General features: G+C 67.1%; 23 protein-coding genes. 3 read left to right on the forward strand and 20 right to left on the reverse strand.

Going from position 1 to position 21,608, the window contains the following annotated elements; all coding sequences use genetic code 11:
* Positions 1-118 precede the first annotated feature (118 nt).
* Both EJE94_RS02185 and EJE94_RS02190 read left to right on the forward strand, forming a co-directional pair.
* Positions 119-985, forward strand: coding sequence for an ATP-binding protein (locus tag EJE94_RS02185; protein ID WP_121239849.1), 867 nt, complete (start codon positions 119-121; stop codon positions 983-985).
* Positions 982-1,920: a Nudix family hydrolase gene (locus EJE94_RS02190; protein ID WP_243642498.1), complete on the forward strand. Its 939-nt coding sequence runs from the start codon at positions 982-984 to the stop codon at positions 1,918-1,920. The genes EJE94_RS02185 and EJE94_RS02190 overlap by 4 nt, the downstream gene beginning before the upstream one ends.
* On the opposite strand, the gene EJE94_RS02195 is transcribed toward EJE94_RS02190, so the two are convergent.
* The 20 genes from EJE94_RS02195 to EJE94_RS02285 all read right to left on the reverse strand — a co-directional run bounded on the left by EJE94_RS02195 (position 1,892) and on the right by EJE94_RS02285 (position 20,438).
* Positions 1,892-2,080: a DNA gyrase inhibitor YacG gene (locus tag EJE94_RS02195; RefSeq protein WP_121240544.1), complete on the reverse strand. Its 189-nt coding sequence runs from the start codon at positions 2,078-2,080 to the stop codon at positions 1,892-1,894. The genes EJE94_RS02190 and EJE94_RS02195 overlap by 29 nt on opposite strands.
* 5 nt (positions 2,081-2,085) lie before the next feature.
* A complete protein-coding gene (gene zapD, locus EJE94_RS02200) occupies positions 2,086-2,841 on the reverse strand; it encodes a cell division protein ZapD (RefSeq protein WP_121239851.1) in 756 nt (251 codons plus the stop codon).
* Between the two features lie 52 nt (positions 2,842-2,893).
* Positions 2,894-3,556: a dephospho-CoA kinase gene (gene coaE / locus EJE94_RS02205; protein ID WP_121239852.1), complete on the reverse strand. Its 663-nt coding sequence runs from the start codon at positions 3,554-3,556 to the stop codon at positions 2,894-2,896.
* A complete protein-coding gene (locus EJE94_RS02210) occupies positions 3,547-4,188 on the reverse strand; it encodes an SPOR domain-containing protein (RefSeq protein WP_121239853.1) in 642 nt (213 codons plus the stop codon). The genes coaE and EJE94_RS02210 overlap by 10 nt, the downstream gene beginning before the upstream one ends.
* A 9-nt stretch (positions 4,189-4,197) precedes the next feature.
* Entirely contained in the window at positions 4,198-5,565 is a 1,368-nt protein-coding gene (locus EJE94_RS02215; RefSeq protein ID WP_121239854.1) for a TrpB-like pyridoxal phosphate-dependent enzyme, read from the reverse strand.
* A gap of 41 nt (positions 5,566-5,606) precedes the next feature.
* Entirely contained in the window at positions 5,607-5,999 is a 393-nt protein-coding gene (gene speD, locus EJE94_RS02220) for an adenosylmethionine decarboxylase (RefSeq protein ID WP_121239855.1), read from the reverse strand.
* Position 6,000: 1 nt separating this feature from the next.
* Positions 6,001-6,384: a hypothetical protein gene (locus tag EJE94_RS02225; RefSeq protein ID WP_121239856.1), complete on the reverse strand. Its 384-nt coding sequence runs from the start codon at positions 6,382-6,384 to the stop codon at positions 6,001-6,003.
* A 29-nt stretch (positions 6,385-6,413) separates the two neighbouring features.
* Positions 6,414-8,036: an NAD(P)-binding protein gene (locus EJE94_RS02230; RefSeq protein WP_121239857.1), complete on the reverse strand. Its 1,623-nt coding sequence runs from the start codon at positions 8,034-8,036 to the stop codon at positions 6,414-6,416.
* Positions 8,033-9,571: a polyamine aminopropyltransferase gene (locus EJE94_RS02235; RefSeq protein ID WP_121239858.1), complete on the reverse strand. Its 1,539-nt coding sequence runs from the start codon at positions 9,569-9,571 to the stop codon at positions 8,033-8,035. Before EJE94_RS02235 ends, EJE94_RS02230 begins: the two co-directional genes overlap by 4 nt.
* Entirely contained in the window at positions 9,564-9,782 is a 219-nt protein-coding gene (locus tag EJE94_RS02240) for a DUF350 domain-containing protein (RefSeq protein ID WP_121239859.1), read from the reverse strand. Before EJE94_RS02240 ends, EJE94_RS02235 begins: the two co-directional genes overlap by 8 nt.
* Before the next feature lie 19 nt (positions 9,783-9,801).
* Positions 9,802-9,948, reverse strand: coding sequence for a hypothetical protein (locus EJE94_RS14555; RefSeq protein ID WP_165904734.1), 147 nt, complete (start codon positions 9,946-9,948; stop codon positions 9,802-9,804).
* Complete coding sequence (locus EJE94_RS02245; RefSeq protein ID WP_121239860.1) at positions 9,948-11,858, reverse strand: DUF4178 domain-containing protein; 1,911 nt, start codon at positions 11,856-11,858, stop codon at positions 9,948-9,950. The genes EJE94_RS14555 and EJE94_RS02245 overlap by 1 nt, the downstream gene beginning before the upstream one ends.
* 18 nt (positions 11,859-11,876) lie before the next feature.
* Entirely contained in the window at positions 11,877-12,923 is a 1,047-nt protein-coding gene (locus EJE94_RS02250; RefSeq protein ID WP_121239861.1) for an SPFH domain-containing protein, read from the reverse strand.
* A gap of 34 nt (positions 12,924-12,957) precedes the next feature.
* On the reverse strand, positions 12,958-13,659 hold the full coding sequence (locus EJE94_RS02255; protein ID WP_121239862.1) for a type III pantothenate kinase: 702 nt from the start codon (positions 13,657-13,659) through the stop codon (positions 12,958-12,960).
* Positions 13,656-14,582: a biotin--[acetyl-CoA-carboxylase] ligase gene (locus EJE94_RS02260; protein ID WP_121239863.1), complete on the reverse strand. Its 927-nt coding sequence runs from the start codon at positions 14,580-14,582 to the stop codon at positions 13,656-13,658. Before EJE94_RS02260 ends, EJE94_RS02255 begins: the two co-directional genes overlap by 4 nt.
* A 13-nt stretch (positions 14,583-14,595) precedes the next feature.
* Positions 14,596-15,996, reverse strand: coding sequence for a nitrogen regulation protein NR(I) (gene ntrC / locus EJE94_RS02265; protein ID WP_121239864.1), 1,401 nt, complete (start codon positions 15,994-15,996; stop codon positions 14,596-14,598).
* Positions 15,993-17,078 carry a nitrogen regulation protein NR(II) gene (gene glnL, locus EJE94_RS02270; protein WP_121239865.1) on the reverse strand — a complete coding sequence of 362 codons (1,086 nt, stop codon included), beginning with the start codon at positions 17,076-17,078 and terminating at the stop codon, positions 15,993-15,995. Before glnL ends, ntrC begins: the two co-directional genes overlap by 4 nt.
* A 37-nt stretch (positions 17,079-17,115) precedes the next feature.
* A complete protein-coding gene (locus EJE94_RS02275; protein WP_243642500.1) occupies positions 17,116-17,574 on the reverse strand; it encodes a DUF4124 domain-containing protein in 459 nt (152 codons plus the stop codon).
* 125 nt (positions 17,575-17,699) lie between these two features.
* Entirely contained in the window at positions 17,700-19,109 is a 1,410-nt protein-coding gene (gene glnA / locus EJE94_RS02280) for a type I glutamate--ammonia ligase (RefSeq protein WP_121239866.1), read from the reverse strand.
* 171 nt (positions 19,110-19,280) lie between these two features.
* A complete protein-coding gene (locus EJE94_RS02285) occupies positions 19,281-20,438 on the reverse strand; it encodes a cation diffusion facilitator family transporter (protein WP_121239867.1) in 1,158 nt (385 codons plus the stop codon).
* A 71-nt stretch (positions 20,439-20,509) separates the two neighbouring features.
* On the opposite strand from EJE94_RS02285, the gene nadA reads away from it, so the two are divergent.
* Positions 20,510-21,607, forward strand: a complete 1,098-nt coding sequence (nadA, locus tag EJE94_RS02290) for a quinolinate synthase NadA (RefSeq protein ID WP_121240548.1) — start codon at positions 20,510-20,512, stop codon at positions 21,605-21,607.
* Position 21,608: the final 1 nt, after the last annotated feature.

Below are 21,608 nucleotides of genomic sequence, written 5' to 3' on the forward strand. Positions count from 1 at the left end.
GAAGCTTACTCCATGTGGGCACTGCTGCTCGAACTCGGAATCGCCGCCGCGCTGGTCTTCGTCGCCTGGCGCGTCTGGCCGAAGGAAACCCCAACCAACCCGCCGAAGGAACCCCGCAATGACGAATGAGCTGGCCGCCTTCCTCGTCCGCGCCGAGGCGCTGCTCGCCCGCGTCGAGGCCATGCTGCCGGCGACCCCCGGCGCCCCCGACTGGTCGGCCCATGCCTACCGCTGGCGCAAGCGCAATGGCGGCGGCCGCCTCGAGGCCGTGCATCATCCGCACCGCATCCGCCTCGCCGACCTGCAGGGCATTGCCGAGCAGAAGGCGCGCATCGAGCGCAACACGCGCCAGTTCGTCGAAGGCCGCAGCGCGAACAACGTGCTGCTCACCGGCGCACGCGGCACCGGCAAGTCATCGCTGATCAAGGGCGTACTGGCCAAGTACGGGGCCAAGGGCCTGCGACTGATCGAGGTCGACAAGGGCGACCTCGTCGATCTACCGGACATCGTCGACCTCATCGCCACGCGACCCGAGCGCTTCATTGTCTTCTGCGACGACCTTTCCTTCGAGGCTTCCGAGCCGGGCTACAAGGCGCTGAAGAGCATCCTCGACGGCAGCATCGCCGGCACTGCCGACAACGTGCTGATCTACGCCACATCGAACCGCCGCCACCTGATGCCCGAGTACATGGCGGAAAATCTCGAGGCGCAGCGGGTCGGCGACGAGATCCACCCCGGCGAAACCGTCGAGGAAAAGATATCCCTGTCGGAGCGCTTCGGCCTCTGGCTGTCGTTCTATCCCTTCGACCAGGACCACTACCTCGCCATCTGCACGCATTGGCTCCGGCACTTCGGCGTCGATGACAAGCCGGCGCTGGCGGCGCGGCAGGAAGCGCTGCAATGGTCCCTCGAGCGCGGCTCGCGCAGCGGCCGCGTCGCCTGGCAGTTCGCCCGCGACTTCGCCGGAAAGCTCGGCAAGCCTTGAAGAAGGTCGACGTCGCCGCCGCGGTGATCCTGCGCCCTGACGGCAGCTTTCTGCTCGGCCAGCGCGCACCCGGCACCTTCTACCCGGGCTACTGGGAATTCCCGGGCGGCAAGGTCGAGCCGGACGAAACGCCGCGCGAAGCGCTGGTGCGCGAGCTGCACGAGGAACTCGGCATCGCGGTCGAGACGGCGCATCCGTGGATCGTGCGCGAGCATGTCTATGAGCACGCCCACGTGCGGCTGCATTTCTTCCGCGTCGTCGCCTGGCACGGCGAGCTGCAGGACCACGTTCACACCGCGCTCTCCTGGCAGCGCGCCGATGCGCTCGACGTGGCGCCGATGCTGCCGGCCAATGCCCCGGTGCTCAAGGCGTTGCAGCTTCCCGCCGTCTACGGCATCAGCCATGCCCATGCGATCGGCGCGGATGCGCAGCTGGCCGCGCTGGCGCAGGCGCTGCAGCAGGGCTTGCGGCTGGTGCAGCTGCGCGAGGCGGCGATGCCCGAACTCGCGCGCGAAGGCTTCGCCGCGCAGGCCGTCGCGCTCTGCCACCGTCACGGCGCGCGGGTGCTGATCAATGGCGACACGCAACTGGCCTGGGCGCTCGGCGCCGACGGCGTTCATCTGCCGGTGGAAAAGCTCATGCAGTCGCGGCAGCGGCCGGAATTTCCCCTGGTCGGTGCGTCCTGCCACGACGCGCCGGAGCTGGCGCGCGCCGCCGTGCTCGGCGCGGACTTCGCCGTGCTCGGCCCGGTCCAGGCCACGGCCAGCCATCCGCAGCAGCCCGCACTCGGCTGGGAGAAATTCGCCCGGCTGATCGAATACTCGCCGTTGCCGGTCTATGCGCTCGGCGGCATGCGGCAAGCCGACCTGCCGCGGGCGCTCGCCGCCGGCGCGCAGGGAATCGCGGCTATTCGCGGGGCGTGGACGACGGATTGAGTTCGCCGGGATCCGGCTCGGCGCCGGGAACGCAGTAGTCGCCTGCGGCCCAGGCGCCGAGGTCGATCTTCTTGCAGCGTTCTGAGCAGAACGGCCGCCAGGCATTTTCGGGGCGCCACTCGACCGGCTTGCCGCAGGTCGGGCAATTGACGACGCGCATGCCGCTCACAGGTTGCAGAAGGTCAACTCGAACTGCACGTCCGCCTCGACCTGCTTGGGTCTCTGCTCGAGCTCGGGGGCGAGGAAGCGGATGTTGAGCGCGTACTTGCTGGCGCTGATTTCGGGAATATAGGGGTCGGTACGCACGAGGCGCAGGCGGATCAGCTGGGCGGTGCGACCGGCCAGCATCAGCTGGTAGGAGCCGTGCGCGGCCAGCTGCCCTTCGGGCCGCCCCGAGGCGCGCAGCAACCTCAGCACGATGGCGATGCCCTGGCGAATCGGCAGCATCGGCTTGAGCCAGGTGGACAGATCGCGGTGGCGGAAGGCGGTCTCGCGATTGAGCCAGTGATGATAGGCCGGCAGATCGAACTCGCAGACGCCGCCGGGAATCCCGGCCCGGTTCTTGATCGCCATCAGCCATTCGTTCTCGCGCAGATACTGGCCGATCTTGCCCTGCATCGCCAGCAGCGCGGCCGACGCCTGCTCGATCTCGTAGAGCGCGCCGTTGAGCGCCTCCTCGGAGATGTCCGGGTTGTTGCGGAAGGAGAGCAGAATCTGCCGCTGGCGCTCGAGTTCCTGCACCATGTCGAACTTGAGATCGGCGCGGCTGGCGACCTCGAGAATCTCGAAGATCGTCACCAGGGCGACGTGATGCTCGTCCGCGCCCTCCGCCGCGATGAAATGGATCACCGTGTCGAACAGATGTTCCAGGCGCAAAAGCGTCCGGATGCGTTCGTTCAACGGATATTCGTAGGTGATCACACGGCGGCCATGGGGAAAAGTCGGGGGATTGTCACCCAAACAGCCTCAAATCTCAACCATTTGCGGCCGCTGCCTTGACGGCAGCCAGGGCGCGGTATTGGCCATCGAGCAGCGCGACCTGCTCCCGCAGGTCGGTCTGCGTGCCGACGTTTTCGATCACGTCGTCGGCCGCCGCGAGTCGCCGGTCGCGGCCTGCCTGTGCCGCCAGGATGCGTTTTATTTCGGCGCGCGTCAGGCCACTCCGGGCGATGACCCGCTGTATGCGGACTTCGTCGTCACAGTCCACGACCGCGACGCGATCGATGCGATCGCGGTAAGCGCCCGACTCGACCAGCAGGGGCACGACGAGGACGATGTAGGGCGCATTCGCATGGTCCGCGATCAGCCGCTCGCTTTCGCCACGGATCAGCGGATGCAAAATGGCTTCGAGGCGCTCGCGGGCCGCCGGCACCGTGAAGGCCAGGGCACGCATGGCGGCGCGATCGAGCGCACCATCGGCGGTCAGCACCGCCTTGCCGAACGCCTCGCGGATCGCCGGCATGGCCGAGCCCCGCGAACCGGTCAGCTCATGCGCAATCGCATCCGTGTCGACGATGGCGGCACCGAGGGCGGCGAAGGCCTCGGCCGCCGCGCTCTTGCCACTGCCGATCCCGCCGGTCAGGCCGACAACGAACGGTGGCAAGGGCTGAAGCGGCGCTGCCGCGCTCAGGGGCATTCCGTCGTCGCTGCGCCGGGCATCTTCGCCACCAGGCCGGGCAGGCGGCGATCGAGCAATTCGCTGGGTCCCTTGACGAGGACCCGAGTATGCCGCGCGGGTGTTTGGCGTACTTCGATCCGCGCCGATCTTACGCCACGCTTGATCATGTTCTGCAGGAGCTCGCCGGCGGCGGCCTCGTTCTTGAACAGTCCCAGGGAAATGGCGTTGAGGCTGGGGCCCTCGTCCTGCATGATGTAGAAGTCCTTGATGCCAAGAGCCCGAAGTTCGGCGGCCTTCTTGTCGGCAGCGGCCTTGCTGGCCTGCGGCGGAATATGAACCCAGTAGCTCGTGGTACCCTCGGCCGGCTTGACCTCGACGTTGAAGCCGACAAGCTCGGCCTTGAAGGCCTCGACCTCGGCAAGCGGCAGGCCGGTTACGACGCGACAGGCAAGCCACGCCGGCGACGGCGCTGCGGGCGCCGTGACGACAGGCGCCGCTGCGACGATCCGCAACTTCTCCGGTACGATCTGGCTGGCCAGCCGCTGCGGCTCGCGCCCCGACTCCTGACCGCCCAAGTAACCCTTCGTCCAGGCGAAGAAGCCCAGGTTGGCGAGGACAAGCAGCAGGAAGAAGGCCCGGAAGACCCTCATCCGGCGACCTCAACCACCTACTTTGGGCAGGTGGGCCAGGGATTCCTCGATCGCCGCGCGGGGATACTCGTAATCTTCGAGCTTGCCGGCGAAGTAGCGGTCGTAGGAGGCCATGTCGAAGTGGCCGTGGCCGGACAGGTTGAAGAACAGCGTCTTGGCCTCGCCCGTCTCCTTGCAGCGCAGCGCCTCGTCGATGACGGCACGGATGGCGTGGTTGGATTCGGGCGCGGGGATGATGCCCTCGGCCTTGGAGAACTGCACACCGGCCGCGAACGTGGCCACTTGCGGCACGGCGATCGCCTCGATCAGCCCTTCGTGCAGCAGCTGCGACACCAGCGGCGAGTCGCCGTGGTAGCGCAGGCCGCCGGCGTGAATGCCGGGCGGCATGAAGTCGTGTCCGAGGGTGTACATCTTCATCATCGGCGTGAAGCCGGAGGCATCGCCGAAGTCGTAGGTGTAGATGCCCTTGGTCAGCGTCGGGCAGGAGGTCGGCTCGACGGCGACTAGGCGGGTGTTCTTGGCCTTGGCGTCGCCGGCGGCCTTGTCGGCGAGGAAGGGGAAGGCCACGCCGGCGAAGTTGGAGCCGCCGCCGCAGCAGCCGAACACGATGTCCGGATATTCGTTGATCTTGGCGAACTGCTTCTTCGCCTCCAAGCCGATCACCGTCTGGTGCAGGCAGACGTGGTTGAGCACCGAGCCCAGCGCGTAATTGGTGTCGGGACGCGTGGCGGCCTCTTCCACCGCCTCGGAAATGGCGATGCCGAGCGAGCCCTCGTTGTTCGGGTCCTTGGCCAGGATCGCGCGGCCGGTGTTGGTCATGTTGCTGGGGCTGGCGAAGACCTCGGCGCCCCAGGTCTGCATCATCGAACGGCGGAAGGGCTTCTGGTCATACGAGACCTTCACCATGTACACGCGCACATCGAGGCCGAACATGTTACCCGCCAGCGCCATCGACGAACCCCACTGACCGGCGCCGGTCTCGGTGGAGATGCGCTTGATGCCGGCCTGCTTGTTGAAGTACGCTTGCGGCACCGAGGTGTTGACCTTGTGCGAGCCGGCCGGCGACACACCCTCGTACTTGTAGTAGATCTTGGCCGGCGTGCCGAGCATCTGCTCCAGCCGCCAGGCGCGGCACAAGGGTGTCGGCCGCCACAGGCGGTAGATCTCGCGCACCGGCTCGGGGATCGGGATCCAGCGCTCGGCCGACATCTCCTGCTCGAGCAATGCGCCGGGGAAGATCGCCAGCATCTTCTCGGGGCCGACCGGGTTGCCGTCGGGGCCGAGCGGCGGACTCGGCGGATTCGGCATGTCGGAGACGACGTTGTACCAGTGGGTCGGAATGTCCTTTTCTTCGAGCTGGATGCGCATGTCGGCCATGGTGGTTTCTCCCTCAGTCGTTATTTGAAAAGCCCGTTACGTTACCGCAAGTTGGACTGCTTGATCTGATCTGCCTCAAGCTCGCCGCGGATCACGTCGCGGCGAACCGCTTGGCGCGGGCGAAAGGCCGCGTGCAGCGCGACGTATGCGGCTTCGGCGGCGGCACGGTTGTCCTGGCTGAAGTTGCAGACGTAGATGTCCAGCGTCACCGCGTCGAGTTCGGGCCAGGTGTGCACGGCGACGTGCGATTCGGCGAGGACCACCGCCCCGGTCGCGCCACCCTCGGCGAAGGCATGGAAGGCCTCGGCGACCACGGACAGGCCGGCGCCGTTGCACGCCCCGATGCAGACCTCGCGCAACGGTCCGACATCTCGCATCAGCGCGGGGCCGGCGGCGCAACCGTGGAGCTCGGCGAGGATGTGCAAGCCGCGCATTTCAGGCCGGCGGGTTCTGGCCCCTGCCCGTGCCGCGCAGCGCATAGGCCACGCCGCCGAGGACGAAGCCGCCGCTGGCGACATACCAGAGCGACAACGTGTCGCCTGCCGACGCCAGCACGCCGCCACTGACGAGGAACTGCGCCACGGTGGCGACGAGGCCGAGCAACAGCAGGGCGCTGCCGACGATCATCGAGCTCACCGCCATCTGCTCACGGTCGGCACCGACCATCAGGAAAACATGGCCAATGACGCAGCCGAGCGGGAAAGTGAACCACATCAGCGGCCCCGCCTCGAGCGGCGCCTTGCCGAAGGGGGCGAGCAGCAACACCACGCCGGCCACGAGGCCGAGCACCAGGAAAACCGCGCCGATCAGTTTGGTCATGTGTGTCCTTCTCCTCCAGTTCCGCCAGTCTAGCCGAGAGCGGTGCCAACGCGAACGGCCAAGCGCCGCAGCACCTGCTCGGCCGCACGCACGCCGCGGTAGTTGGCTTCCTCGAACAGCGACATGCCGCTGACGTCGGCGTGGGCAAAATGCACGCGCTCCCAGCCCCGCGCCAGCGGTTGCCGCGCCGCCGACCAGATCGTGCCGGGCACGGGCCGGATCATGGCATGGCCGTGGCGGAAGACGTCGAGCCGTTGGGTGACCTGGCCGATTTCGGGATGAGCGCGGCCGAGGTCGGCAAGAATCTGCCGGGCCCACGTCTCGCGCGGCGTGTTGAGCAGCCGTTCGCGCGCCTGCTTCGGCGGCTCGGCCGAAAACGCATGGTAATAAGTCAGCACTGTCGGGCCCGGCGCGGCCGCGATGCGTTGGTGGGTGGCGACGACGTAACCCAGGGCGGGGCTGTCGTAGAGCACGTTGTCCCACGCCAGCGGCGCGCCGGCGCCCGAAGACGGCATCTCGGCCAGGGTCAGGTTCGCCACCAGCCACGGCGCATGGTCGCCGGCGCGCGCCGCTGCCACCAGCGACGCGGGCAGTTCCGGCGCGACATGCGGCAACACGAACAACGGGGCAGCCCAGACCAATTGTTCCGCCTCGTAGCGAACGACGCGGTTCTCGTGCTCTAGCAAAAAGTCGGCGCTGGCGGCACGGCGGTTCTGGCCGATGTGGAATGCCAGCGCGCCGGTAATCGTGCGGTCAGCGTAGCGCTGCGCCAGCCGCTTGACGATCCAGCCGTTGCCCTCGGGCGCGGTGAGCACGGAATCGGCAGCGGCGTTGGCGGCCTCGCCGTTGCGGCAGGCGAAGTAATGGATGCCGGCCCAGGCCGACGCCTCGCCGATGCCGACGCCAAAGTCATCGCGGCAGGCGTAGTTCACGTACCAGTGCAGGTGCGGCGAGTCGAACCCGTTGTCGCGCAGCCACTGGCGCATGGTGATGCGGTCCAGCTCGCGCCAGCGCGGCTCGTTTGATGACAGCGCCGCCGGCAGCGCGAAGGCGCGGCGACCCTGGCCGTCGCGCGCCTCGCGGAACTCCGCCATCCGCTCCTGGAAGCGCACGTACTGGTCGCGCTCGGCCGCCGCGACGCCGAGCCGCGGCCACAGGCCGTCCTGCCACAAGCCGCTGATGTGCAGCCGCTCCTGCGGCGCATGGCACAGCAAGCGCTCGTCGTAGCTCGGCCGCGCCGCGTGCGGATCGCCCTGCAGTGCGCCGAGATCGGCCAGCAGCTCGCGCACCGCGCGGCTCTCACGCGTCGGCAGCGGCAGGTAGTGGGCACCGAGCGGGTAGGCCGAGACGGCGTTCTCGCCATAGCGCGAGTTGCCGCCGACGGAGGACTCCAGTTCGAGGATGGCGAAATCGCGGAAACCGGCCCGCTCCAGCCGCCAGGCCGCCGACAGGCCGCCGATGCCGGCGCCGACGATCAGCACCGGCACGCGGCGCACCTCGGTCGGTCGCGCGAAGTTCTTCTCGCGCAGCCGGTGGCCGCGCTCCAGGTTGCCGCCCGCCAGTTCGCCCGGCGGCAACGGCGCGCCCTTCACCTCGCCGCAGCCGGCCACGGCCAGTGCCGCGCAGGAGGCGAGGAAGTCGCGCCGCTTCATCGCACTACATGACGCCACTCGGACTCGAAGGTCCGCACCAGCACCTGGTTGTTGAGGCGGTTCACCTCGGCATCGACGCGCGCCATGTCGGCGGGGAAATCGAACATCGCGGCCGTGGTCTGCGCGGTGAGGAAGCGCAGCGGCACGGTGTAGGTTTCGGGCGACGCGTACGCTTCGCGGCCGGCGAGGATGTAGCCCCACTCGCCGAAGGACGGCACCAGCGCATGGTAGGGCGCGGTCTTGAGGCCGGCGTCCTCGAGCGTGGCGACCACGGTCCAGAACGACTGCCGCGCGTAGAACGGCGAAGTGGCCTGCACGACGAGGCGGCCGTGCGGCGCGAGATGGCGGGTCAGCAGGCGGTAGAACGGCGCCGAATAGAGCTTGCCGATGCTGTAGCTCGAAGGGTCGGGGAAGTCGGCGACGATGAAGTCGAAGGCATCGGCATGGTCTTCGAGCCAGCGCACGGCGTCGGCATTGACGACTTTCAGCTTCGGCGAGTTGAGGGCGTCGCCGTTCAGCTGACGCAGCAGCGAGGCCGAGGAGAACAGCCGCGTCATCGCCGGGTCGAGATCGACCAGCGTGACCGCCTCGATGTTCGGATACTTGAGGATCTCGCGCACGGCGAAGCCGTCGCCGCCGCCGAGCACCAGCACGCGGCGCGCATGGGCCATGCCCGCCAGCCCCGGATGCACCAGCGCCTCGTGGTAGCGGTATTCGTCCTTGGACGAGAACTGCAGGTTCTGGTTGAGGAAGAGGCGCACGTCGTCGCGCCAGCGCGTGACGACGATGCGCTGGTAGGGCGTGTTCTCGGCGTGGATGATGTCGTCGGCGTAGATCCAGCCCTCGGCCATCGTGGTGAGCTGACCGGCGCCGGCAAAGCCGCCGGCAAGCACGGCAACCGATGACAGCCCGGCGGCGAGCAGCCCGGTGCGCCGCGCCAACCGGTCGCGGAACAGCCAGAGCGCCCACAGCGCCACGGCCGCGTTGAGCAGGCCGAAGAGAAAGCCTGTGCGCACCAGGCCCAAGTGCGGCGCCAGCAGCAGCGGGAAGAGGATGGAGACGGCCAGGGCGCCGAGGTAGTCGAAGGACAACACCCTGGCGACGAGTTCGTTGAAGGCGACGTCGCGCTTGAGGATGCGCATCACCAGCGGAATCTCGAGGCCGACCAGCACGCCGACCGCGAACACCGCGCCGTAGAGCAGCACGCGGAAGGGTCCGGCATGGGCGGCGAAGGCGACGAACAGCCCCGCCGCCGTGAAGCCGCCGAGCAGGCCGACCGCCAGTTCGATCTGTACGAAGCGGCCGATCAGGTCGCGCTCGACGAACTTCGACAGCCAGGAGCCGACGCCCATGGCGAAGAGGTAGGCGCCGATCACCGTGGAGAACTGGGTGACCGAGTCGCCGAGCAGATAGGAGGCGAGCGCGCCGGCGATCAGCTCGTAGGCCAGCCCGCAGGCGGCGACGACGAAGACCGACGCCAGCAGGGCGAATTGCAGACGCCGCGAACTCGCGGCGCCCGCCGCCTGTTCAGCCATGTATCGCAGCGGCGACGACGATGGCGATGCCCAGGCACATCGCGGCGACGACGGTCGCCAGCGGCTGGTTCTTCTTCTCGACGATCTCGCCCCAGAGGTCGTAGGGCGTCAGCTTGTCGACGATGATGAAGGACACCCAGAAGACGACGACGCCGAGAATGGAATAGATCAGCGAGTTGAAGAATATCTTGGGGTTGAAAAGTTCCATCATGGCGTTCTCCTGATGTGACTTACTTGTGGAAGGTGCTGCGCTGCGAAGGGTTGAGCCGGTTCGGCTGCGAATGGGCCATGTCGTCGAACAGGCCGACGCCGCGATAGTCGGCCCAGGCCATGACGCTCACCGCCAGCATGCCGATAATCGCGTAGATGCGGGCCATCAATCGTCTCCGTCGTCGCCGGAGGTGACGATCGGGTGATCGCTCTCGGCCCAGCGCCTGACTTCGAAACTGCCGCGCCGAACGCGGGTCCAGAGCGGGAAGAGCACGAGCACCAGCCACAGCAGGATCAGCGAAGACCAGCGCGGCCCTGCCCGCGCCACGCTGAGCTCTGCCGACAGCATGGCACTCTTGGCATCCATGTCGTGATCGATGGCCAGCACGTAGGTGCCCGCCGGCAGGTTGCCGAAGACGATCTCGTCGTCGCGCGAACCCTCCGACCAGCTCTCGCCACCGTCGACGCCCTCGTAGCGGGCGATTTCCCGGCTCTCCTGCCAGGCCTGGCCGGTGTCCTTGTTGACCAGGGTCAGGTTGAGGCCCAGCCAGTTGTTGGTAATGCCGGTGCGATGGGCGATCTCCAGCCGGTTGCCGTCGCCCGCCAGCTTGAACTCGCGGGTCAGCTTGGGCTCGTCGTCCTGCGGATCGAAGGTCAGTTGCTGCTTGAACAGCGTGCCGCCGGGACCGACGATCAGCAGGACGAGGTGAATGACGACGGCCGCCAGGCCGAACTGCCAGAAGCGCCGGCAGACCCGGCGATGGCGCTCCTCGAGCGGATTGGGCTGGTTGGCATAGACGCCGACCGGCTTCGGCAGCCCTTCCGCGAGAGCGAAGGCCGCGGCGATCTCCTCCGGCGCGACATACTCGGACAGCGTCCACGTCTCCTCGTTGTCGGTGGTCTCGCGCGAGAGCATCCGCGGCGGCGCGACGTAATCGTCGACGCGCGCCGTCTCGTCGAGCCGCACCCGCCACGGGAACTCGCCGATGACGTAGGCGACCCTTGCCGTGTAGCCCTGGAAATGCTTGAACTCCTGCTTCTCGTAGGTGACGGAGCCCACGGCCGTCAGCACGGCACGCGGCAGCACGCGGGCGAGGTTCCAGTGACCGTCGTACTGCGTCATCCAGAGCAGCTTGTTGTCGGCGCCGAGGCAAACGTACTCGTCCCAGCAGTAGTCAACGCCATCGGCGGTCATGCAGCGACGCATGAAGCCGATGATCTCGACCGACTCGTCGCGCAGCTTGCCCTTGCTGCCGAGCGGCAGACGCGGCTGCTCGATCTGCGCCGAAACGCGCGCCAGCAGCTTGACCGTCTCGTGCGTCGTGTCGAGCACCGCGCCGCAGCTGCCGCAGCCGACGGTCTCGATGTTGCCGTGGGCAACCTGGAGCGGCGAGCCGCAGCTCGGGCAGTTGAAGGCGCGGGCCTTGAGCGTGACCTCGGGGATCGGCGCCTTTTCGCGCAGCTTGGCCCAATTGAGGCTCTTGAAATCGACGCTGTCGCCGACGAAGACCAGCGGCCGTTCAGGATCGTCGCTGTAGTCGAAGGTGGCGAAACCGCCCTGCTCGTCCCGCAGGTCGACGACCGGCGCCGGGTAACCGGCGCCGACCTTGAACGGCAGTTCACCCTCGCCGGCGACGCATTCGGCATTGAGGATATTGGTAACGGCGAAGTTGCGCCCGGCGACCGCGTATTTCTGCCCGAGCGCGATGTCGGCGAAGGCCGGCAGCGGCTCGTTCACACGCAGCGGCATCGACAGCACGTATTCGCCGCCGGCCTCCGACAGCCAACCGCTTCTGCCGTTGTCGTAGAGCAGGTGCCATTCGTTCCACAGGCCCTGCTCGTACTTCAACTGGATGCGGCCGATCAGGCCGAAATGCACGCCCTGCCAGCGCCCCTCGGCGCCCCGCTGCAGGGGGCTGCGGTCCTCGAGCAGCTCGGCCATCTTGCCGAGGTTCTCGAGTTCCTCGCCGCGGCGGACCAGCGTGCTCTGGCAGTAGTCGCAGACCGCGAGGACGGAGACGACCGACTTGAACTCGACCGGCGCCCCGCAGGAGGGACAGCGGGCTACCTTGCCCATGATTGAGCCGGACGATCCTTAGCCCAGCTTCTTCATCAGCTCGGCCTTCTTGGCCTCGAACTCGGCCTGCGACAGGATGCCCTTGCCGAACATGCCGTGCAGCTTCTCGATGGTGGCGATGATTTCGTCGGGAGACACCGGCACGGCCGGTGCGGCCGCCGCCGCTGGCGCAGCCGCAGCACCCGGCGCGCCACCCATGGGATTAAGCGACTGCGCCATGCTCGCCGCGACCTGCTGACCGACGCCGAACCCCACACCGACGCCGGCGCCGAGGCCGGCCAGGCCGCCCTCGTTCTGCGCCGCCAGCGGGATCGCCTCGGCCGTCTGGAACCGGGTGTATTCGCTCATGCCGCCCATCATGTTTACGCCGATGCGCTTGTCGAGCATGGCCTGCAGTTCCTCGGGCAGCGAGATGTTCTGCACGTTGAGGCTGTCGAGCTGGATGCCGTAGCCCTGGAACATCGGATCCATCTTGGCCTTCAACGCGTTGCCGAACTCGAGCTGGTTGCCCGCCATGTCGATGAAGGGCACGCCGGACTCGCCGAAGATGTCGGAGATGTGGCCGATGATGGTGTTGCGCAACTGGCTTTCCAGTTGTTCCGTCGTGTAGCTCGCGGTCACGCCGGAGATCGTCGTATGGAAGAGCTTGGGATCGACCAGGTGGTAGGCGTAGATGCCGAAGGCGCGCAGCCGCACCATGCCGAAGTCCTTGTCGCGGATGGTCACCGGGTTGGGCGTGCCCCACTTGCGGTCGAGCCGGGCCTTGGTGCTGAAGAAATAGACGTCGGACTTGAAGGGCGACTCGAACAGCTTGTCCCAGTTCTGCAGGTAGGTCAGCACCGGCAGCGTCTGGGTGGTGAGCTTGTACATGCCGGGGCCGAAGACGTCGGCCACCTTGCCCTCGTTGATGAACACGGCCATCTGCGATTCGCGCACGGTGAGCGAGGCGCCGTACTGGATCTCGAAGTCGGCCATGGGGAAGCGCCAGGCCATGGTTTCGCCGTCGTCCTCGGTCCATTGAATGATGTCGATGAACTGCTTCTTGATGAAATCCATCAGCGCCATGGCAAGCTCCTCGGGGTTCGGAAATGAAAGACCATCATAGCGCAGCGGCAATGCGCGCGACACCCTCGAGCACGAGGTTGTCGACGACGCGATGCGGCGTCACCAGGCGGGGCGCAAGCAGAGCCGCGGCGCCGCCCGAGATGAGGCAGGAGACATCCGGGCCGAGCGGAGCGGCCATGCGCTCGACGGCGCCGAGCGTGGCCTGGATGGCGCCGCTGGCGATCGCGTCGAAGGTGTTGCGCGGCAGCTCGCGGTAGTCGCCGCGCGCCGTCGGCAGGTCGGCCGTACTGTCCGCCAGCGCGGCGCGCATCATGTCGAGCCCGGGCAGGATAAGGCCGCCCTGGAAGATGCCGGCGCCATCGAGCACGTCGACGGTCGTCGCCGTGCCGCACATGACGACGATGCAGGCGCCCGCCTGCAGCGCCCGTGCGCCGACCAGCGCCGCCCAGCGATCGGCACCCAGCTGGTCGGGGTTGTCGTAGCGATTGACCACCCCGCATTGCGCGGCCTGCGAGCGCACCCATTCGGCGGCAAGGCCATGACGCCGCGCCAGCGCCTCGATCGCCGCGCTGCCCGCCGCACCGGCGACGTTGCAGGCGACGATGCGGATCGGCGATTGTGGCAAGGCAAGCGTGGCAGCCTGCGCATGCGTGACCGCGCCGGTCGCCAGCCAGGCATCGCCGTCGCGCAGACCCCACTTGAGGCGGGTATTGCCGCTGTCGATGCAGAGGATCATTGCAGGCGCAGCGACACGTCGCCGGACAGGATGCGCCGCACGCCTGCAGCGGTTTCGAGCAACAGGGCGCCGTCGCTGGCGATGCCGGCGCAGATGCCTTCGAGCGGCGCGGCATGCGGCATCAGCACGCGAACCGGCCGGCCGGTCCAGGCATGGCGGGCGAGCCACTCCTCGCGCACCGCAGCGAAGCCGGCGACGGCGAAGGCGTCGAGCACGGCGAGCAACTCCCTCAGCAGCGCCGCGAGCAGAAGGTTGGGATCGACATCGCTGTCCAGTGCGGCTGCGCTCGCGCGTATCTCGTCGGGCATGGCTGCCGGCAGGCGCAGGTTGAGGCCGATGCCGATCACCGCGGCCGTGTTCGACTGCAGTTCGATGAGGATGCCGCCGAGCTTGCGGCCATCCTTGAGCACGTCGTTGGGCCACTTCAACGCCGTGGCGCTAAGCGACGCCGGAGCGTGGAGCAGGAGTCCCGCTTGCGGGGATGCGACCGCGGAGGCGGATGCGGCGGCCGCGCTTCGAAGTTCGGCGTCGCGCATTCCGCTTGCGGATGCTACGCCCCCACTGCGTGGGGCCCCCTCCGCTGCAAGCGGTCGCCCGAGTTTTTCCAGGGCGCGCGCCACCGCGACACCCGCGGCCAGCGACAGGCCGCTCAGGTCGATGCCGTCGGCAAAGCGCCACAGCAGGGAGAAGGTCAGGCTGTCGCCGGCGGCGGCGAGCCACTCGCGCCCCATGCGGCCGCGCCCGGCGGTCTGCCGTTCGGCCGCGAGCACCGTGCCTGAGGGCGCTCCGCTCGCGGCACGGGCGAGCAGTTCGGCGTTGGTGGAACCGCACTCGGCCCGCAGGTCGATGTCGAAACGGCAGGCCGCGCCGCCGAGAGCGGCGGCGATGGCGGGGACGGAGAGCGGAACGGTGATGTCGGCCACGGTGGGCCGATTATCACTCCTTCCCGTCGTCGATGCCGAGTTCCTGGATCTTGCGGGTAATGGTGTTGCGGCCGATGCCGAGCGACTGCGCGGCCTCGATGCGGCGGCCGCCGGTCGCGGCGAGTGCGCGGCCGATCACCGTGCGTTCGAATTCCCTGCTGAGGAGGTCGAAGGCCTCGCCTGGCCGGGCGGCGAGGACGCGGTCGGCCTCGCCGGCAAGGGCGGCCAGCCAGTCCGAGGGCCCCTCGCTGCGTGGTTCGTCGCGCACTTCCGGCGGCAGGTCGGCGACCTCGACGACCTGCCCGGGGGCCATGACCGTCAGCCAGTGGCAGAGGTTTTCGAGCTGGCGCACGTTGCCGGGGAAATCGAGTCCCTGGAGGAAACGCAAGGCCTCGTCGGAGAGGCGCTTGGCGTCGACGCCGAGTTCCTGCGCGCTCTTCTGCAGGAAATGTTTGGCCAGCAGCGGGATGTCCTCGTGCCGCTCGCGCAGGCTGGGCAGGCGCAGGCGAATGACGTTGAGGCGATGGAACAGGTCTTCGCGGAAGAGGCCGTCCTTGACCCGCGTCTCGAGGTTCTGGTGGGTGGCGGCGATCACCCGCACGTTGGCCTTGACCGGCTGGTGGCCGCCGACGCGGTAGAAGTGTCCGTCGGAGAGCACGCGCAACAGCCGCGTCTGCAGTTCGGCCGGCATGTCGCCGATCTCGTCGAGGAAGAGCGTGCCGTTCTCGGCCTGTTCGAAACGGCCGCGGCGCTGGGTGGCCGCACCGGTGAATGCACCGCGCTCGTGGCCGAAGAGCTCGGACTCGAGCAGGTCGCGCGGGATGGCCGCGGTGTTGATGGCGATGAACGGGGCGTCGCGCCGCGGGCTGTGGCGATGCAGGGCACGCGCGACGAGTTCCTTGCCGGTGCCCGACTCGCCGTTTATCAGCACCGTGGCATGGGATTGCGCCAGGCGACCGATGGCGCGGAACACTTCCTGCATCGAAGGCGCCTGACCAAGAATCTCCGGGGCGAGGGCCTGCGGCTCGGATGCACCACCTCGGTGCGCCGTCTGTTCCAGCGCCCGCCGCACCAGGCTCACGGCCTGGTCGACGTCGAAGGGCTTGGGCAGATACTCGAAGGCACCGCCCTGGAAGGCCGCCACTGCCGAGTCGAGGTCGGAATAGGCCGTCATGATGATGACCGGCAGATCGGGCACGCTTTCCTTCACGCGCTTGAGCAGGTCGAGTCCCGATTGTCCCGGCATGCGGATGTCGGAGACCATCACGCTCGGCTTGTCGCCGTCGGCGAGCGCGGCGAGCGCCTCGTTGGCCGACTCGAAGCTGCGGCTGGGAATGTCCTCGCGGCCGAGCGCCTTTTCCAGCACCCAGCGGATGGAACGATCGTCGTCGATGATCCAGACTGTGTTGTTCATGATTCGTTCTTCTGCCCGTTCGTTATCGGCAAGCGGATGGTGAAGCAGGTGCGGCCCGGCTTCGACTCGACCTCGATGCTGCCATGGTGTTGCTGGATGATTCCCTGCGCCAGCGTGAGGCCGAGGCCGCTGCCATCCTCGCGTCCCGAAACCAGCGGATAGAAGATCTTGTCCCGCATCTCTTCCGCTATCCCCGGACCGTTGTCGATCACTTGCAATTCGAGTGCCAGGCGGTAGCGTTTTTTCGCCAGCGTGACCTGGCGGATGACACGGGTGCGCAGGACGATTTCACCTTCGCCCTTCATCGCCTGTGCCGCGTTGCGCACGATGTTGAGTACCGCCTGGATCACCTGCTCGCGGTCGCAGGTGATCTCGGGCAGCGACAGGTCGAAATCGCGCTGCACCCGGACGCCGGCGAACTCGGCATGGATCAGCCGCCGGACGCGCTCGAGCAGTTCATGCACGTTGGTCTGCGACGGCTGCATCGCCCGATGCGAGGAGAGCAGCCGTCGCATCAGCTCCTGCAGCCGATCCGCCTCCTTGATGATGACTTGGGTGTATTCCTTGAGCTGCGGCGCGTTGTCGTGGGCGCTGAGCTCATGCTCGAGCAGTTGCGCCGAACCGCGGATGCCGCCGAGCGGATTCTTGATCTCGTGGGCGAGGTTGCGGATCAGCTCGCGATTGGCTTGCTGCTGCACCGCCTCGCGTTCCTCGCGCGCCGCCTTGAGCTGGTGGTCGATGGGGCGGAACTCGAGCAACAGCCGCGCATGCGGCGTCTCGATCGGCGTCACCGTGCAATCGAGGTGCAAGACGACGGACTCGCTGCGCTGGAAGGGGACGCTGTGGCCGGTATAGCTCCAGTTGTTGCGGAGCGCATTGTCGAGCGCCTCGACCAGCACCGGCGGGGTGCCGAGCAATTGCGAAAGCGGCCGCCCGAGCCAGACGCGCTGGCTGGCGGAGAACAGGTTCTCCGCCGCCGGGTTGAGGTGGCGGATCCGTTGCTCGCCGTCGAGCAGGATGACGGCGGAGGACAGCAGGTCCAGGCCGGCGAATTCTTCGATGGGGCGTTGTTCGGTGCTCATGCCGGAAACAGGGCAGCAAGAAGCACGCCACAAACGATTACTTGAGGCTACCCATTTCCTTCTTGAGCGCATCGATATTGCGCTCGTGCAACTGCACGGTGTCCTGATACGGCTTGAGGCGCTCCGGCGACCTGGCCTGGCCGGCCGGTCCTGCGGCCTCCTGCTGAGCCAGCGCCTTCCTGGCCTCGTCGAGATTCTTCTGCTCGCTGGCCAGTTCCTGCTCGAGGATCGCGCGGCGGTCGCCGTCGCGCGCCTTCTGCTCGCCGGCACCCACTTTGGGGAAGTCGCCCGGCGTCGGCGCATTGGGCTGCGCCTTGGGCGCCGAGTACGTCGATATCGGCTTGTCTCGCGAGATCACGGCGCAGTTCTTGGCACCGCCCTTGTTGTTGGTATAGGTGGTGCGTCCCTCGGCATCGGTACATTTGTAGAGCGTGTCGGCCAGGGCCGGCCCTGCGAGGCAAAGCAGCGACAGCAGCAGCGTGCGTGGTTTCATCATGGCGTCATGCAGGATTGGGGTCGATCAATTGTAGGCGAGTAATCGCCGAGGGAGTAAACGCAAAAAGGACGGGCGGAGCCCGTCCTTTTCAAACGCAGCAGCCTGCAAAAAGTTACGGCGGCAGCTTACAGCGAGAAGTACATGTCGTACTCGACCGGGTGGGTCGTCATGCGGAACTTGGTGACTTCTTCCATCTTCAACTCGATGAAGGCATCGATGAATTCGTTGCTGAAGACGCCGCCGCGGGTCAGGAACTCGCGATCCTTGTCGAGGTAGTCGAGCGCCTGGTCCAGCGAGGAGCAGACGGTCGGGATCTTCGCATCCTCTTCCGGCGGCAGGTCGTAGAGGTTCTTGTCGGCGGGTTCGCCCGGGTGGATCTTGTTCTGCACGCCGTCGAGACCGGCCATCATCAGCGCGGTGAAGGCCAGGTAGGGGTTCGCGGTCGGATCCGGGAAACGGGTCTCGATGCGGCGGGCCTTGTCGCTGTGCACGAAGGGGATGCGGATCGAGGCGGAACGGTTGCGGGCCGAGTAGGCCAGCTTGACCGGGGCTTCGAAGCCGGGCACCAGGCGCTTGTAACTGTTGGTGCCGGGGTTGGTGATGGCGTTCAGCGCGCGGGCGTGCTTGATGATGCCGCCGATGTAGTAGAGCGCGAACTCGGACAGGCCGGCGTAGCCGTTGCCGGCGAACAGGTTCTTGCCGTCCTTCCAGATCGACTGGTGCACGTGCATGCCGGAACCGTTGTCGCCGACGATGGGCTTGGGCATGAAGGTCGCGGTCTTGCCGTAGCTGTGTGCGACGTTATGCACGATGTACTTGAGGATCTGCGTCCAGTCGGCGCGCTGCACCAGGGTGCTGAACTTGGTGCCGATCTCGCACTGGCCAGCGGTGGCGACTTCGTGGTGATGCACCTCGACCGGCACGCCGCACTCTTCCAGCGCCAGGCACATGGCGGCGCGAATGTCGTTGAGGCTGTCGACCGGGGGAACCGGGAAGTAGCCGCCCTTGACGGTGGGGCGGTGGCCGGTGTTGCCGCCCTCGAACTTCTCGGCGGTGGCCCAGGCGGCCTCTTCCGAGAAGACCTTGCAGTAGGAACCGGACATGTCGACTTTCCATTCGACGCTGTCGAAGATGAAGAACTCGGGCTCGGGGCCGAAGTAGGCGGCGTCGCCGATGCCCGAGGACTTCAGGTAGGCCTCGGCGCGCTTGGCGATGGAGCGCGGATCGCGGTCGTAGCCCTTGCCGTCGGCCGGCTCGACCACGTCGCATGACAGGATCAGCGTGGTCTCGTCCATGAAGGGATCGATATAGGCGGTCGAGGGATCCGGCATCAGCTGCATGTCGGAGGCCTGGATGCCCTTCCAGCCGGAGATCGACGAGCCGTCGAAAGCGTGGCCGTCCTCGAACTTTTCGAGGCCGAAAGCGGAAACCGGCACACCAACGTGCTGTTCCTTGCCGCGGATATCGGTGAAGCGGAAGTCGACGAACTTGACTTCACGCTCTTCGACCATCTTGATTACGTCTTGGGGCGTCATTTAAAGCTCTCCTGGAAGGTGAATTCGGGGACGGGGTGTCCTGTGCGACGGGAAATTAGCAGGTAGCGTGCCAACGGCCGGCGGCGGGCAAAACATTGTGCCACAACAATTCGACACAAAACTCGAGAGGAGGTGCCGCTCCATCCTGGTGCATTCTGCACAGATGTTGCACTATTTTGGTGCAACGCGTTGCAGCAGCGTCACGGCTTCAAACCAGGGGTCGTCGGGCAGGCGCTCGGAAAGTCGGCGCTGGCAGGACGCCGCGGCGTCGGCATCCACCGTCACCTCGACCTCGACCCGGTTACCGAGATAATGCAGCACCACCCGCTCGGGCTCGGGCAGTTCCTCTCCCAGCAACTGGCGCAGGTGTGCGAGCAGCACGGCGCGCTCGGGCAGTTCGCGCGTCCGCGGCGAGTGGTCGAGATCGGCCTCGGCATCGACATGCACCAGCACGTCGAGCACTTCGGGATGATCCCTGAGCACGCTCGCCCGCGCGGTCTCGGCGATGCGATGGCCCTCGGAGACGCTGATGCGGCCGTCGACCTGGATATGCGCGTCGACCAGCACCTGGTGGGCCATGCGCCGCGTGCGCAGCTCGTGCAGATCCACCACGCCGGGGGTATCGGCGATGGTGCCCTTGATGCGCGCCACCTCCTCGGCCGACAGCCCGGTGTCGATAAGCTCGCGCAAGGCATCCCAGGCGAAGCCGACACCGGCCTTGACGATCATGGCGCCGACGATGATCGCGGCCGCCGCATCGGCAAAAGGAAAACCGAGCAGGCTGCCGCCGACGCCGGCCGCCACGACCAGCGAGGACAGCGCGTCCGCGCGCGCATGCCATGCGTTGGCCACCAGCATCGGCGAGCGCAGGCGTTCCGCCACGCCCAACATGTAGCGGAACAGGCCTTCCTTGGCCAGCAGCGTGAATATCGCCGCCCACATCGCCGCCACGCCGACCGGCGGCAGGCTGCCCAGATCCTGCAAGCGTCCGGCGGCGGACACGAGGATGCCGGTGCCGGTCGCCGCCAGCAGCAGGCCCAGCACCAGCGAGGCGGCCGTCTCGAAGCGGCCATGGCCGTAGGGATGCTCCTCGTCGGCCGCCTCGGCGCCCTTGCGGTTGGCATAGAGGACGAAGGCGTCGGCGACGACGTCGGAGAGCGTGTGCATGGCGTCGGCGATGAGGCTGACCGAATGCGCCAGCAGGCCGACGACGACCTGCATCGCGGTCAGCACGATGTTGACGCCGACGCTGACCCATGTGATGCGCTGGCCTTCGCGAAAGCGTTCGGGATCGACCTGCCCGGCAGCGGTGATGTCTTCGCCCAGCATTAGGAAATCGTTATACTCGTTGATCCAGTTTTCGTGTCCGGCGAATTCTAAAGCCTGCCATCATGTCCGTCGTGCAAATCGTACCCATCAGCTTCGACCGCTTCAACGCGCTGGCCGACCGCGAGGCCACGGAACGCATCCGCGCCGCCAAGGCCAGGCTCGGCAACAAGGCCGTGCTGCTCTGCCACCACTACCAGCGCGCCGACGTCTACCAGCACGCCGACCTCACCGGCGACTCGCTCAAGCTCTCGCGCCTGGCGTCGCAGTCCGACGCCGACTACATCGTCTTCTGCGGCGTGCATTTCATGGCCGAGGTCGCCGACATCCTCTCCCGTCCCGAACAGATATCCATCCTGCCCGACCTCGCCGCCGGCTGTTCGATGGCCGACATGGCGAGCCTGGCCAAGGTGGAGCGCGCCTGGCGCGAACTGTCCTCGGTGATGAATCCCGACGAGAAGGTCACGCCGGTCACCTACATCAACTCCGCCGCCGACCTCAAGGCCTTCTGCGGCGAGCACGGCGGCATCGTGTGCACATCGAGCAACGCGCCGAAGATCCTCGAGTGGTCGTTCGCCCGGCGGGAGAAGGTGCTGTTCTTCCCCGACCAGCACCTCGGCCGCTGGAGCGGCCACAAGATGGGCATCCCGCTGGACGAGATGGCGATCTGGAACCCCGATCTCGAAATGGGCGGCCTCACCAAGGCGCAGATCGCAAAGGCGAAGATCATCCTCTGGCACGGCTACTGTTCGGTACACCAGATGTTCCAGCCGGCGCACATCATCAAGTTTCGCAACCAATACCCCGACGGCAAGGTCATCTCGCACCCCGAATGCAGCTTCGAGGTATGCAGGCAGTCGGATGCCATCGGTTCGACCGAGACCATCATCAGGACGGTCAAGGACTCCGCACCCGACACCCGCTGGCTGGTCGGCACCGAGCTCAACCTGGTCGAGCGCCTGGCCGAGGAAGTGAAGCACGAGGGCAAGATCGTGCAGTTCATGGCGCCAACGGTTTGCATGTGCTCGACCATGCAACGCATCGACCCGCAGCACCTGGCCTGGACGCTGGAGAACCTGGCCGATGGCAGGGTGGTCAACCAGATCAAGGTACCTGAGCACGAGGCGGGACTCGCGAAAATCGCGCTGCAACGGATGCTCGACGCGTCCTGAC

This window comes from Sulfurisoma sediminicola (genome assembly GCF_003865015.1).
Classification (GTDB): domain Bacteria; phylum Pseudomonadota; class Gammaproteobacteria; order Burkholderiales; family Rhodocyclaceae; genus Sulfurisoma; species Sulfurisoma sediminicola.